Below are 14,042 nucleotides of genomic sequence, written 5' to 3'. Positions count from 1 at the left end.
TATATTAGTTCTTTAAGAATAGTGAAAAACCTTCAACAATCGCTCGACACTTTCTGACAATAAGCATATGAACGGGTTACGTATAGTGACTGACAAATATATTATAAAGATATGCCTATCATCCTAAAATTATTATGTAATATTAAAATTTCCTTCTTTTATGAAATTCCAAGTATTTATATAAAGATAAATATAAGTATAAAACGATATTTCCCAACTTATTTTTGTTCTATAAACGCTTGATTTTTAGTAATATTTAGGAAAGAACAATTACTTTTTACTAAATTATAATTTTATTCAACTATCCCAAAAAGAGCATAAAGTCCTGGAGCATTAATTAAATTTTTATTAAAAAAGTGGTTGTTAAAAAAATGAAGAAATCCCCTTTATAGGACAAGATATATCTTAACCCGGGAAATTACACATTATTTTTCACACGCCAAATTAGAACGTCGATTCTTATTTGTGGAGGAGTGATAAAATGAATTCCGAAAAACAGAAGATAATCCAAGAGTTCTTAAAATGTCCTTCTAACTTAACATTATTTGAAGAGTTCAAAACTACTAATTCAGAAGAGATTAAACAAAAAATTGATTTAAGATTTAAAAAACATTACCAAAACTACAGGATTATATCCTACCTAATAAAGGTTTTACACTATGAGAGTAAACATTTTGATAGAAAGATGCGCACTTATAAGGATAGATACCAATTAATCTTAACAAATAATTTAGATCTTTCTCCAATATTCCTTGAGAGATCATATTCTGATTCGATTGGTTTTTCTGAAGACATTATTGACCATATAGCTAGTCATAAATTATTTAATTGTTTAAGAAAACTAACAGATAGACAAAAGGAAATACTGTCACTTGTTTATGTGAAGCAAATGACAGATAAAGAGATTGCTCAATATTTAGGGATTACACAACAAGCGGTCTCAAAGACAAGAAAAAATATAATTAAAAAAGTTAGAAAGGAGATTACTCATGATTGATGCAGGGAACATTGTACAATTAATTGGCAACTTTGGATTTCCAATTGTGGTTTCTATTTATTTATTACACCGTTTCGAAAATAAAATAGAATCCCTTGAAAATGCCATCCACAGCATTGGGAATGTAGTTAATAATAGGAACGATAAAAGAAAAAGGAGGTGAATAAATGGACGAACTCGAAATTCTTGCGATTTTAAAACAGTTAGAACCCAAACTGCAAAGTGTATTGTTTCAAACAAGTAATGACTGCAGAGAAGACCTGGAACAAGATTTAAAAGAGCGCATTATTAAAATAATTAAAAATAATATCAACCTTGAGGTCCCAGGCTTTTTTGACTTCATAGGTGAAGAACGTATGCAAGACTATTCTGGAGTATTAACGAGGTGCTGAAAAAATTCTGGATTTATTATTCATTAATAAGCTTACTATGTCACTAGAGCTACCATTTATCATTGGAGTTTCTCCCATACGTATATGAACTGCACCGTAGTTGTTAGCGAAAAACAACAATTAGGGGTGCAGTTTTTTAGTGGAAGTTTTCATCCAAAAGTGGAAAATATCATTAATCCTATATTCACCTATATCCCCCCTCCTACATACTGTAGAACGATACATTTGAATAAGGAGGACTATTTTAATTGGTAAACCCTACGTATAGTCAGCGAATTACAATTGAACAAGCAATGCAAATTGCAAGTAAACAAATTCCAGGGGAAGTTATCCATGTAGATTTGGATATGGATAATGGACTTTTAGTATATGAAGTATTTATTTCGACAGCTGAAGGTGGAGTATTTGAAGTGGATATAAATGTGAAAACAGGGGTAATAGAGGACATCGATCAGGAAAGTAGTATGTTCTTCAATACATGAATAATCTAAAAGAAAGTAATCCATTAGTACTTTCCCTAGATGGATTACTTTTTCGTGATAGCTAATTGATTGATAACGGATGAGCTCAATGTATCCAATGGATTTAGTATTGATTTCGATATTTCGCGCTCAATCTCCTTAGCAGCGTTCACCATAGATAATTGGGCAACGGAGATTTCCTTTTTACCATCATGTCCGATTCTACGTATGTAGGTAGATATTAATTGGTTATATTCATGATTTAGCCCCTGCATCAATAATTCAAATGTGCCTTCAATTACCATAACTTCTAAGTTTAAAGTTTTCTGTTTGGCTTCTGCATAATCATTTAGTCGGTTCATAGTGCCTTTTATTGTAGCTGGATTTGTAAAAAGGATAACTTGAGGTTCGTCTATTTGACAAATTGCTTCAAAATAAGGCTCGTCTATTTTAATAATTGGAATGGAGCAGGAAAGATCCTCTTCGTTTAATAATGCGATATAGTTTGTACAAGTGATAAGTATTGCATCGGCATTACACTTTGCTATCCACTCTATTTGTTCTTTTACTTTTATACTGGCATCCAATTGGTTGAACCCTGTATCATTTGTTACTCTGTTCATAAGTCCCGGATCAACAAAATGCATTAATTCTATATTAAGAGTTGCTAAAGCACTTTCTATATAGTCAATATTTGTATGATGCGCGTGCAAGCATGCTAGTTTCATTTTATCTCTCCTATTTTACCTGTTTTTATCGACTCTTGTGTATGATATTGCCCTCCTAGATATAATTGGGTATGAAATGGACACTTAAATGTTGTAGTACCCGAAAAGCTGTACGACCAACCATGAGATCCAATTACTTATTAATTATACAATATGTAATTACTCTTTTATGCGTATATTCAAATTTCTATATACTATTTTAAAAGAGCTTAGTTCTAGTTGGACTAGAACCAAGCTCTTTTTATCTATACGAACGGGTAAGAGGAATTGGCATCCTTCTTTCCTCGATGTGACTTTCGCTATAATCATAGTTATCACTGTCATATATATGTTTTTTATATGTGAACGTACCATTTTTATTGACTTTAACAGACATAATTTCTTCGTTTTCTGGTAAACCCTCAATAACCGGTGTAAGAGCATTCTCCTTTATATTTAGTTCATAAAGCTTTCCACCTGTCGTTACCGTTCCATAGGAATAACCAATAATTACAAACAATCGATTTCCATCAATCCATTCAATATATTTAGGTGTATATTGACCTAAATCGTTATCTTTTAACCGATAAATAGTTGTTACATTCGATTTAAGATTTTCTATCACAAGGACCGCTTCGCCTTCCTCTGATGCGAATTCACCTTTTCCGTCAATGGTCGCTTGTTGTAAACTATTTGAAGATTTTTTCCATCCTGAATGAAAGTTAACTTCATATTCTTTTTCTATCTTTGCGTTAAATTGATCAGGGGTATTATCTTTACCTAAAACAGAAGGCGTTATAAAAATACTAAAAATAAGTAAACCTAAAAAAGCAATTATCGTTGTAATTCCTATCTTCCGCTTCAATTGTTGTTTCGTTTCATTCATCGATAAATACCCCATTTCTTTATTGCTGCATTAACAACGTACGGTCTTCTTTCGAAATCTATATAGGTGTAATCAAGTTCATTTATATATTGTCAATGGCGGACGAATTATAAATTTATAATCAAAATCTTTTTGCTCCAATTACTTGTTTTCCATTCATTATTCTTCTTGTAATCTATATCTTTTCTTTCATTGCTAATTTCTTATTATCTTCATGAATATGTTTCATGCCTTCAAAGTATGTGTATCTCTTTAGCAATATTTCCTCAATATTCTCTTGAGCATTAGGCAATTGCTCAAGATATTCTTGTGAAAAGTGTAATCTATTCTGCATTTCTACTATATTTTCTGTTGTATGACCATGTCCAGGTACATGAACGAAAATATTATGATTTGAAAAAATGTCTTTTGCTTTTTCCATCGTTTTAACATATTCAAGATAACTGTCAAAAATGAATGGAAATTCAACATCTGATAAATAGTCACCGGAAAGAAAGATTCCAGCTGGCTCAATAACTGTAAATAAACCATCATCCGTGTGCCCTGGTGCTAAGTAGAATGTTACGGTACTTGTTCCTAAAACTAATTCCTGACCATCTTCTGACACAATATAATCTACTCTTGGATAGGTAGGTTTATAATTTCTTTGTAAATAGTACTTTTGGTCAAAGGTATCTACTTGCTTCATCGCATTCTCTTTATGTTTGTTTTCACTCAAATTCCTACTAGCTATCACTTTTGATTCTGGAAATGCACCTGAACCAATAATATGGTCAAAATCACTATGTGTGTAAATGATATATAGCTGTTTGTCCTTTTTAATTTGATTAACATACTCCTTTATTTCTTCTACTTCTTCTGGCAGCCAATTTGGATCGGTTATAATAATTGCTTCTTCAAGCTCTATTACTGCTGAAGTCGTCATATACAATGCGCTTTGGAAAACCCTAATGGTTTCATTCTCGTATTGAATCATTCTGTTTACCCCACGTTTCTAATTTATCTGAAAAATATACCGCTTATGGTGAACAATATTCGTCATAAGCGGTATATAATCCTTCTATTTAACTAATATTTGCTTCTAGAAACGCGATTAAATCTTGATGATTTTCGGACGATACTCCGTGTGCAACTGGGTAAGATTTGAATGTAACGTTTGCACCTTGTTCAGTGAAATAATCTTTACTTGCAACGCCCCATTCAAATGGAAGCTTATTATCTAATTCACCGTGCGATATAAAAGCATTTAATTTATCCACTGGTTGTATTGCATACTCTTCTTTCACAAATGCTGGAATGTACCCACTCAGTGCGACGATTCCTTTTACTACATTACCCATTACTAGCGCTAGGGATTGAGATAGGATTGCTCCTTGGCTAAAACCAAAAAGATAAATTTGTTCGCTATCTATTGGAAACTCTTCGATTGTATTCTCGATAAAAGATTGAAGGTCTTTTACTACCTGGTCAAAAACCGTACGATGAGGTTTCCCAAATCCTTCAATTGTGAAATATGCATAACCAGGTGGCTGATTAATAGGGCCGCGAATACTAAAGATATGACATTTGTTTTTTAAGCTAGATACTAGTCCTACTAAATCCTGCTCATTGCTACCCATCCCATGCATTAAAAATAATGCTGGATACTTTTTCGTTTTATCTGTAGTTGGTGGAGCACTATGAGTATACGTAAATGTTGTGTTCATTCGTATCTTCCCTTCAATTATAAGTCAACTAATCATAGCACTTCTGTACTTTTATTTACCATTTGTTTATCTTAAAAAATTCAAAAGAGCTAATTCCTACCACTTTAGTTTGTATTATTGGTATGATGATATTGACTATTCAAATAAGGAGTTGTTTTTACTATTATGGTAGCTAAAGTGGAAATCGGTAAAACAGGATTATTCGTTAATCCAGTAGGAATAGGTACAAATGCAGTTGGAGGACATAATATATTTCCTAATCTAAGTGATGAGACTGGGAAAGATATTGTACGGACTGCGTATAATAATGGAATTGATTTTTTAGATACCGCACATATGTATGGACCAGGAAGATCAGAAGAGTTAATAGGAGAAGTAATAAAAGAGAATCGAAATCGTCATGAAATTGTACTCGCAACCAAAGGGGCACATAAAGTAGTCGATGGGCAATTTGTTACGGATAATTCCCCTAGTTTTTTAAGAGAAACAGTGGAGAATAGTTTGCGACGACTTCAAACAGAATATATTGATCTATTTTACATACATTATCCGGATGAAAAGACACCAAAAGAAGAAGCAATTGGTGCACTTCACCGATTAAAAGAAGAAGGGAAAATTCGCGCGATTGGCGTATCTAACTTTACTCTTGATCAATTAAAAGAAGGTAACCAAGATGGTTATATAGATGTCTTGCAATCGGGGTACAATTTGTTAAAGCGGGATGCGGAAAATGATTTTCTGCCATATACAATAGAGCATAATATTTCCTTTATCCCATATTTCCCACTTGCTTCAGGCTTACTAACTGGAAAATTCGATAAAAATAGTACGATTGAAGATGGCCGTTCTAAAAATCCATTATTCCAAGGTGAAGCTTTTGTTCATAACTTGGAAAAAGTAGAACAACTTCGTCAAATAGCTAATGAAAAAAATGTTGGCGTTTCAAATGTAGTGCTTGCCTGGTATTTAGCTCAGAGAGGCATAGATGTAATTATTCCTGGAGCGAAAAAACCAGAGCAAGTTTTAGCAAATTTAAAAACGCTAGAAGTGAAGCTTTCTCTAGATGAGATAGCTGAAATTGATCGTATTTTTAACTAAAAAATTTGGCACAGAGCGAACAACGCTCTGTGCTTTTATTCTACGTCCAGACTCCAGCGCCTTGCACTGACAGGTGCTTGTGCTTTTATTATTCCCACTCATAAGGTGTTTCTTGGTATACATAATAGTTTAGCCAGTTGGAAAATAATAAGTGAGTATGAGAACGCCATGTATTAAATGGTTCTTTTGATGGATCATTATTTGGGAAGTAATTTTCTGGTACATCAATATCAATTCCTCTTGACACATCTCGGTTATACTCATCTGCTAATGTGGTCGCATCATATTCTAAATGACCCGTCACCATAATATGTTTCGCATCATTGGAAATGACAAGAAACACACCAGCGTCCTCCGAGACTGATAGTAAATTTAGGGCTGGATTGTTTTTAATTTCATCATAAGAAACAGATGTGTAACGAGACACTGGTGCATTAAAAACATCATTAAATCCACGTACTAAATCTACTGTTAAGTCAAATAAATGATGATCAAACACCCCGAAACATTTCTTTGGCAATTCGTATTTTTCAATTCCATAATGATGATATAGAGCAGCTTGTGCTCCCCAACAAATATGTAAAACGGATGTCACATTCGTTTTCGTCCAGTCCATTATTTGAACCATCTCTTCCCAGTAATTTACGTCTTCAAATGGTAAATGTTCAATTGGAGCCCCTGTAACAATCATGCCATCGTATTTACGGTGCTTGATCTCTTCAAACGTTGTGTAAAATGTATCTAAATGCGTTTTACTTGCATTTTTAGATTCATGCGAAGCCATATTCATAAAAGTAACATTCACTTGTAATGGTGTATTTCCTAAAAGTCTTAGTAGTTGTAGCTCAGTTTTCTCCTTTTCTGGCATTAAATTTAAGATAATGATATTGATAGGACGGATATCCTGTGCGACAGCACGCTCCTCATCCATTACAAATATTTTTTCTTTTTTTAATAATTCTGTTGCTGGTAATTGCTTTGGTACTTTTATCGGCATTGTCTTTGTCTTCCTTTCTATGTAACATAAAAACCCTCTTTTCTCAGGGATAAGAAAAGAGGGTGTGTTGATAGCTCTCAGTTCTTATCTCTCAAGACAAAAAATCTTGTAGGAGTTAGCACCTTTCTGACAAATTCAGAGGTTGCTGAAGCTTCACAGGGCCATGTCCCTCTGCTTCTCTTGATAAGAATATTTAATTGTTAAATTTATTAATCTTATAAATACTATCACGGGAAAATTATTTGTGCAACTATTTGAAATTATCAATGATGAAGACCTTCCAAAAAGAAATATTCGGAAGGTCTTCTTTTATGCTATTTTTTTTGTATTTCAAAAATGATACGATTTCCACTCGGATCTTTTGTAGAAAGTGTTTGTTCATGCACATGAACTTCATAATTGTGTTTTTCAAACTGGTTTTTCAGTTCTTCCAATGTATCTTTAGTTGGAAGTACTATCGTATATTCTTTTAATCCAGTTGCATTTGCTGGAGGTTGAGGATTGTTTTCCCCCGCCCAAACATTCCCTGCTATATGATGGTGATATCCACCTGCGGAAATGAAAAATGCGGAATCTAACACTGTTTGTTTCTCAAATCCTACAACGTCCACATAAAACTTTATCGATTCTTCCACATTCGCAACTCGCAAATGCATATGTCCAATTGTTGTTGTTGCTGGGAGACTTCCATCACTATCAAAATCGGCCAAATTAGCTAGCTCTTTAAAATTTAACGGGTTACTACCTCCCGGGTATTTCGAACAATCTTCTACTGGGCGATCGACATAAATTTCAATACCATTGCCTTCAATATCATATAAATAAAAAGCCTCGCTATAGCCATGATCACTTGCACTATCCAACCGAGCAATTGGAATAAACCGTTCAAAATGAGTAAATCGTGCCTCTTGCTCGACTGGGCTATCTACTGTCTTTTTACTTCTTAAAATTTGAAAAAACTTAGTTGCAAATGCCTCTCTTGTTGGAACTAAAAAAGCCGTGTGGAAAACTCCGGTACTTCTAGATGCCTGAAGTTCATCTGCAGTCTTTTCTAGAATTAATATCGCCTTATCGCTCCCTTTTCCTGCAAGCGATGCTTTTGTTTCATCCTGTTGAATTACGTGTAACCCAACCACATCTTCATAAAAAGCTATTTGTCTCTTTAAGTCCATCACTTTCAGAACGACTTGACCTATTTGTGTCTCTGGATGAATAACAAATGGAACTGTTTTTTCTGTTATACTTACTATTTTTGACATAAGATCCTCCTCATTTTTACTTATTAATAATAATTAAACCCCAATACCTAGTTATTCTATATGTTTATTCAACATTAGCATGGGAATGATTGATTTGCAATACTCTAACAAATTAAAAGATGTAATAAAAGCCCTTTCGAATAGTGCATATTCTATCCGAAAGGGCTTTCCAATTATATTTATACTTTAATATGATTAATATGAAATCTCACTTTATTATCAATAATGACCGTACCATTATTTATAAAAAATATTGTTCTACTTCTTTCCAATTATTTAATCGGACATAGGCATTATTATTCACATTGTGTGGAGCTGAAAATAATAATCCTTCCCCTTTAAAAGTGTCTAAGTTTTTAGGGGTGTCATCAATTAAATAATCCGCGCAAATAATACTTTTATCTCCACAAAAAACGAAATGTTTTTCGTTCAAGAAAGGAAAGTGCTTTTTTAACCATTGATACTTAGGTGCTAATGAAGCTGGAAATTCCATTGCTGCAGTAACTATGAATATATCATATTGCTTACTTAATCGTCTCAAAGCCTCTTGGCTACCTTCCATCACGTCAAGATTTAGGAAAAAGGATTCCTCTGCTAAATAATCATTTACTTTTTCGTGAAAACGTTGATCAAGTTCTGTGAGTAATTTCCCATGTAGGTTAGCTAGCGTATATTTGGTTTGACAATCAGCATTAAATAACTGCAAACATTTTAAGCTAAAAGCTGAAATTACTTCATCCATATCAATTGCAATTCGTTTCAATCTTCATTCTCCATCCATTGTTCCAATAATTGCTCTAAAAACTGAGCTCGTTGTTTTTTGGTTTCCATTAACTGTTCATAATGCTCCCAATCATTTGCCGACTCTATTTGATCAGTTAATATTTTTATTTCCTTTTCAACTTGAGCGATTTCCTCTTCTACCGATATATCTCGCTTTGGCTTTATCTGTATTGGTTTATCTGCTTTCTTTGTTTCCACTACTATAACCGGGCGGCGTTTTGCTTGTAACTCATCCCATTTAGCACGGGCCCATTCGTATGGACCTTCAAATGTTTCTAGTTGACCTTCGTCTAGCCATGCTGTCCTTGGAAATAGCTTATTCAAAAAGTAACGATCATGAGAAACAGCAAGTATCGTACCTTGGAAGTCTTCTAGTGCGTCTTCCAATACTTCTCTTGAATCAATATCTAGATGATTGGTAGGTTCATCTAGCATTAAGCAATTTATGTCCTGATGCATGAGTTGCGCAAGGCGTAAACGCATTCGTTCTCCACCACTTAAATCGCCTACTCGTTTAAATACATCGGGTCCGTAGAACATAAATTTAGCTAATATATGGCGTGCATCCCCTTCAATGACATTTACTTCATTACGAAACACATCAATGAGCCGTGCTTTCGGATCTATAATATGGAAGTGCTGCGAAAGAAAGCCTACCCGAACATTGCTACCGAGCCGGGCAATACCTTTATCTACCGGTATTTCTTCACGTAGTAAATTTAATATCGTCGACTTACCAGTACCATTACGACCGACAATTGCTACCCGGTCTTTCCAGTACACATGTAAGTTTGCAAGATGAAGCAACACTTTTTCGTCGAATGATTTGCACACGTCTTCCATGACAATCACTTCTTTGCCGCTCCTTGCGGCAGCTTCAAAAGTTAAATCCATCTTTTTCGGATCGATTAGCGGTTTTCTTACCTTTTCCATCCGTTCCAAAGCTCTTTCCATATTTCTCGCTTGACGATGTAAACCGGGGTTTGGAGGAATAGCTTCATTTGCCCATTGTCTTAATCGTTTAATCGCTTCTCTCATTTTCTTAATCTTTTTTTGTTGTTCTTCGTATGCTTGAAACTCACGTGTAAGTCGTTCTTCTTTTTCTATACTAAAGGCCGAGTAATTTCCATGATAGACCGTTAGTTCGCCTTCTTCTAAATCAGCCACTTTTGTAACAACTTGGTCTAAAAAGTAACGATCATGAGAAATAATCACTACCGTTCCTGCATAAGCGACCAAATATTCCTCTAGCCACTCTACAGCAAATAAATCTAAATGATTCGTCGGTTCGTCTAAAAGCAGTAAGTCCGGTTTTGTAAGTAAAAGCTTACCTAACAAAATCTTCGTCTGTTCTCCACCGCTCAAACTAGAAAAAGATTGATAAACGAAGTTTGATAATTGAAGTCCTTGTATCACTTTTTCTATTTCCGATTCCATTTGGTATCCACCAAGATTCGTAAATGCTTCCTGCGCATCTCCATAACTTTGTAGTAATGTATCCATTTCTTCTGGATTAGCATCGGATAACCTCATTTCGAGATCTTTCAGCTTTATTTGTATTTCGTTTAATGACTGGAAAGCGCTATTCAACACATCAAAACCTGTTATGTCTGCTGAAAATGTAGGTATTTGTGCTAAGTAACCTATTTTTGTTCCTTTTTTAAAATGGATACTTCCTTTATCTGGCGATTCTATACGAGCAATCAACTTAAATAAAGTCGTCTTTCCTGCCCCGTTTCGTCCAACAACTCCAAGTCTATCCCCAGTCTTTATAGATAGAGATAAGTTTTCAAAAATTATATTTCCTCCAAGCATTTTGCTTATTTCTTGTATTGTACATATCATGTTATTCGCTTCCTTTTCCTTTTAATCAATTCAGCTGGAAGCATTTTTCTGCACAAAAAAAGACTGCCTGAAAAGCAGTCTTTTCCATGTGTACATGGTTCAGAAAGAATGACTTTATCAGCTGTGGTATTCATTCAATTTGCTAAAAATGGACAGACTGGTCCCGTTGATAGCAATTTCATGAGTAATCGCACAAGATGTGGATAAAAATTCCAGGATAAATCTATGTGCATTCACAGCGTTTTTCATTCTTTCTTCACCTCCGTTCGATATAGTTAAAATTATTTTATCATAAAAATTCTAATAATTCAATGGATTATTCCTTTGGTTTTTCAAAAGTTGGATCATTCATATCGTCACCTGTGTCCGGGATACCGATGTCATTTTCTTGATTGACTTCTTCATTTCCGGTATTGGGGATATTTTGTTCTCGACTATCCATTTGTGTTTCGGGGTTAGCAGGTTCATTTGACTCACGATTAGACCCACATGCTGATAGCATAAGCAATGAAACGAGTATAGCGAATGAAATTCTTTTATTCATTTAATTTCCTCCTACTTTTTCGTTAGAATACGCTAATTTAACAGCTTTATGCAAAAAAAGTAAAATTACCATTATAAATGGATAATTCACGGAATAGGGATACTGCGTCTTAAGGAAGTTACCGGTGGGATTTCCGCTGCAGGGCGGACGCTTTCCGCGGGCACGGCTTCAATCTCCTCGTCGCTCACGCTCCTGCGGGGCTTTCAGCTCGCGCTGTTCCCGCTGGAGTCGCCGCCCTTCCGCTTCAATCCACGAAAAATACTGCTAACTAATTAGCGTCACTGTTTTAAACTCAATTCTATGTAATATTTGCTGAAGTTAAATTCCAATAATTGGTCAAGCGAGACAAAACATGCTGTGAACGCGACAAACTACCTTCCGAACACGACAAAGCCTATGCCGAAAGTTACAAAACAGCTGCCGAACGCGACAAAACCAATCTAGCGGATGCTTTTTGCCATAGTGCGAGGGCTTGCGGTCACTATTCAATTAATTGTTGCGCAGTATCCCTAATTGCGTTTAATAATAATATTGGCATACCTTATATTGTTTGTTGTTTGGAGAAAGTTATACACTCAACATAAATTTAATAATTTCCTAGAAAAAGAAAAAACCCCAGTACAGTCACTGGAGTTCCACATTTCCTTATTCTTCAATATCGAAGTGGATTTCATCTTCATCACTGAATTCTTTGCCATTTTCAAACAGAACAGTCGTCCGTAATATTAGATTAGACACTTCCTCTTCCCCATCCGAAATCCATCTTTCATCGGGCATAATTTCAAAAGGAATCATTTGCATATCTTTAGAAGCGACTGATCCAACTAATTCAATTGAATGTTTGGAGATGATTTCAGAAACAAGCTCGTTCCTTACTTTGAAAACCTCCAGTTTAATATTTTCAACAGATTCATCGTCATGGACACCATCAATATAGATGGTACCAGAAAGATTTATACCGTGTTCAATATAAGGATGGTCTACTATTGTATCGATTTTAATCGTTTGTACTTTTATAGAAGATTCAAACTTCTTCGCCATTACTCTCAATCCACCTTGTTATTTGTATGCTCATATTGGTTTTCTAAATTCGGTTCATATTTATTATAACGTCTTTTAAATAATGTATAAAAATGTGACACAATCACTTTTAGGATTGCATACCCTGGAATCCCTAACACAACACCTGGGACTCCAAATAATGCCCCAGAAGTAATCAAAACGAAAATAATTGTGATTGGATGCACATGAAGAGATTTTCCCATAATTTGTGGAGAGATAAACTTTCCTTCTACTAATTGAACTACCGTCCACACGATGGCCAGCTTTACTAACATAAGTGGATCCGACGACACAAGTGCAATGATAACAGCCGGAGTAATTGCAATGACTGGACCTAGATAAGGTACGACACTTGTCACCATTGCAATTACTCCAAGAAGTAACGCATATTCCATGCCAATGATTGTGAAGCCAATAAATATCATAATTCCAATACACATGGCCACTAGAATTTGCCCTTGAATATAGGCACTGATTTGGTTATCGATACTTCTGAAGACAGAGTGAAAATCATCCCGCATGCGAGGTGGAAAAACTCTTATCACAAACTTTGGTAGCTTTTCTCCGTCTTTTAATAAATAAAAGAGAATAAATGGTACCAAAATAATAGATAATACAAAGCTTGTTACCGCACCGACAACAGAAGTGATTCCTGTTGCGATGCTGGAAATTGCATTTTGAAACAATTTACCCACTTCAGCAGGAACGTTTCTCAATACTTCCATCGCTTCTTTTTCAATTTCTAGATAATAGTCTGAAACAAACGATGTTCTTAAAAAACTGTCTAAAGAGTTCAATAGCTGAATCAGGTAAACAGGTAATTCTTCGACCAACCTAGTAGACTGTGATTTTAAAAATGGAACGACCAAAAATACGAGTAAGGTGATTAATCCGATTAATGCTAAAAAGATGATTAATATACCCCATACTCTCGGAATTTTTATCTTCTCGATCAGTCGCAATATAGGTCTCAATAAATAATATGCAATGACCGCTAGAATAACTGGTAAAACCACATTTCCTAGAAATATAGTTAACGGATCAAAAATAAACGAAACTTTGTCGTATACCATCACTATAAGTCCTATTAACAATATTACGATAAATGTGAAGAACGTATTACGTCCTCCTAAAAATTTTATGTATCTTGTAGAAAAAAAAGAAGGTTTTTCAGGCTCCACTTTTATCAAACACCCTTTCTTATATAGTTTATTTTACGGACGAATGAAAAGATTGGCAAATAATAAAGACGCCTCGGCGTATTTGCCTCCAAATTTTGATTTGCGCTTGAGGCTTACAGGTGTG

At 34.7% G+C, this 14,042-nt stretch carries 17 protein-coding genes and 1 riboswitch; of the genes, 5 read left to right on the top strand and 12 right to left on the bottom strand.

Annotated elements, in window-relative coordinates; all coding sequences use genetic code 11:
- The first annotated feature begins 481 nt into the window (after positions 1–481).
- The 4 genes from BMZ04_RS09795 (at position 482) to BMZ04_RS09780 (ending at position 1,871) form a co-directional block, all read left to right on the top strand.
- Positions 482–997, top strand: a complete 516-nt coding sequence (locus BMZ04_RS09795) for a sigma-70 family RNA polymerase sigma factor (protein ID WP_093268964.1) — start codon at positions 482–484, stop codon at positions 995–997.
- Positions 990–1,160, top strand: a complete 171-nt coding sequence (locus BMZ04_RS09790; RefSeq protein ID WP_093268959.1) for a YvrJ family protein — start codon at positions 990–992, stop codon at positions 1,158–1,160. Before BMZ04_RS09795 ends, BMZ04_RS09790 begins: the two co-directional genes overlap by 8 nt.
- 4 nt (positions 1,161–1,164) lie before the next feature.
- Positions 1,165–1,389 carry a hypothetical protein gene (locus tag BMZ04_RS09785; RefSeq protein WP_093268955.1) on the top strand — a complete coding sequence of 75 codons (225 nt, stop codon included), beginning with the start codon at positions 1,165–1,167 and terminating at the stop codon, positions 1,387–1,389.
- A 248-nt stretch (positions 1,390–1,637) separates the two neighbouring features.
- Positions 1,638–1,871: a PepSY domain-containing protein gene (locus BMZ04_RS09780; protein ID WP_255367869.1), complete on the top strand. Its 234-nt coding sequence runs from the start codon at positions 1,638–1,640 to the stop codon at positions 1,869–1,871.
- A gap of 44 nt (positions 1,872–1,915) precedes the next feature.
- On the opposite strand, the gene BMZ04_RS09775 is transcribed toward BMZ04_RS09780, so the two are convergent.
- The 4 genes from BMZ04_RS09775 to BMZ04_RS09760 all read right to left on the bottom strand — a co-directional run bounded on the left by BMZ04_RS09775 (position 1,916) and on the right by BMZ04_RS09760 (position 5,149).
- Positions 1,916–2,578 carry a hypothetical protein gene (locus tag BMZ04_RS09775; protein WP_093268951.1) on the bottom strand — a complete coding sequence of 221 codons (663 nt, stop codon included), beginning with the start codon at positions 2,576–2,578 and terminating at the stop codon, positions 1,916–1,918.
- Between the two features lie 241 nt (positions 2,579–2,819).
- Positions 2,820–3,443 carry a DUF4652 domain-containing protein gene (locus BMZ04_RS09770; RefSeq protein ID WP_177184398.1) on the bottom strand — a complete coding sequence of 208 codons (624 nt, stop codon included), beginning with the start codon at positions 3,441–3,443 and terminating at the stop codon, positions 2,820–2,822.
- 175 nt (positions 3,444–3,618) lie between these two features.
- Positions 3,619–4,419 carry an MBL fold metallo-hydrolase gene (locus tag BMZ04_RS09765; RefSeq protein WP_093268943.1) on the bottom strand — a complete coding sequence of 267 codons (801 nt, stop codon included), beginning with the start codon at positions 4,417–4,419 and terminating at the stop codon, positions 3,619–3,621.
- An 88-nt stretch (positions 4,420–4,507) separates the two neighbouring features.
- A complete protein-coding gene (locus BMZ04_RS09760) occupies positions 4,508–5,149 on the bottom strand; it encodes an alpha/beta hydrolase (protein WP_093268941.1) in 642 nt (213 codons plus the stop codon).
- Positions 5,150–5,314: 165 nt separating this feature from the next.
- On the opposite strand from BMZ04_RS09760, the gene BMZ04_RS09755 reads away from it, so the two are divergent.
- Positions 5,315–6,247 carry an aldo/keto reductase gene (locus BMZ04_RS09755; protein ID WP_093268938.1) on the top strand — a complete coding sequence of 311 codons (933 nt, stop codon included), beginning with the start codon at positions 5,315–5,317 and terminating at the stop codon, positions 6,245–6,247.
- A gap of 88 nt (positions 6,248–6,335) precedes the next feature.
- Here the strand turns inward: BMZ04_RS09755 and metA are convergent, their stop codons facing one another.
- The 8 genes from metA to BMZ04_RS09720 all read right to left on the bottom strand — a co-directional run bounded on the left by metA (position 6,336) and on the right by BMZ04_RS09720 (position 13,918).
- Entirely contained in the window at positions 6,336–7,244 is a 909-nt protein-coding gene (gene metA, locus BMZ04_RS09750) for a homoserine O-acetyltransferase MetA (RefSeq protein WP_093268933.1), read from the bottom strand.
- 81 nt (positions 7,245–7,325) lie between these two features.
- Positions 7,326–7,434: riboswitch (SAM riboswitch) on the bottom strand.
- Positions 7,435–7,558: 124 nt separating this feature from the next.
- Positions 7,559–8,503 carry a VOC family protein gene (locus BMZ04_RS09745; RefSeq protein WP_093268930.1) on the bottom strand — a complete coding sequence of 315 codons (945 nt, stop codon included), beginning with the start codon at positions 8,501–8,503 and terminating at the stop codon, positions 7,559–7,561.
- 241 nt (positions 8,504–8,744) lie between these two features.
- Positions 8,745–9,245 (bottom strand): 5' nucleotidase, NT5C type, encoded by a 501-nt coding sequence (locus BMZ04_RS09740; RefSeq protein WP_255367868.1) that lies wholly within the window; start codon positions 9,243–9,245, stop codon positions 8,745–8,747.
- A gap of 17 nt (positions 9,246–9,262) precedes the next feature.
- The gene (abc-f, locus tag BMZ04_RS09735; protein WP_093268922.1) at positions 9,263–11,131 is read right to left on the bottom strand and encodes a ribosomal protection-like ABC-F family protein; all 1,869 of its coding nucleotides are present in this window, start codon (positions 11,129–11,131) and stop codon (positions 9,263–9,265) included.
- Positions 11,132–11,248: 117 nt separating this feature from the next.
- Positions 11,249–11,380, bottom strand: a complete 132-nt coding sequence (locus BMZ04_RS23060) for an RAxF-45 family protein (protein ID WP_304442096.1) — start codon at positions 11,378–11,380, stop codon at positions 11,249–11,251.
- 67 nt (positions 11,381–11,447) lie between these two features.
- Complete coding sequence (locus tag BMZ04_RS09730) at positions 11,448–11,675, bottom strand: hypothetical protein (RefSeq protein WP_093268919.1); 228 nt, start codon at positions 11,673–11,675, stop codon at positions 11,448–11,450.
- 645 nt (positions 11,676–12,320) lie between these two features.
- Positions 12,321–12,716 carry a sporulation protein gene (locus BMZ04_RS09725; protein WP_093268916.1) on the bottom strand — a complete coding sequence of 132 codons (396 nt, stop codon included), beginning with the start codon at positions 12,714–12,716 and terminating at the stop codon, positions 12,321–12,323.
- 5 nt (positions 12,717–12,721) lie between these two features.
- On the bottom strand, positions 12,722–13,918 hold the full coding sequence (locus BMZ04_RS09720; protein WP_093268913.1) for an AI-2E family transporter: 1,197 nt from the start codon (positions 13,916–13,918) through the stop codon (positions 12,722–12,724).
- Positions 13,919–14,042 lie beyond the last annotated feature (124 nt).

The organism is Psychrobacillus sp. OK032, from assembly GCF_900111345.1.
In the GTDB taxonomy this organism is placed as follows: Bacteria; Bacillota; Bacilli; order Bacillales_A; family Planococcaceae; genus Psychrobacillus.
Note: the sequence above shows the minus strand (reverse complement) of the source record. Positions and strands in the feature narration are given on the sequence as shown.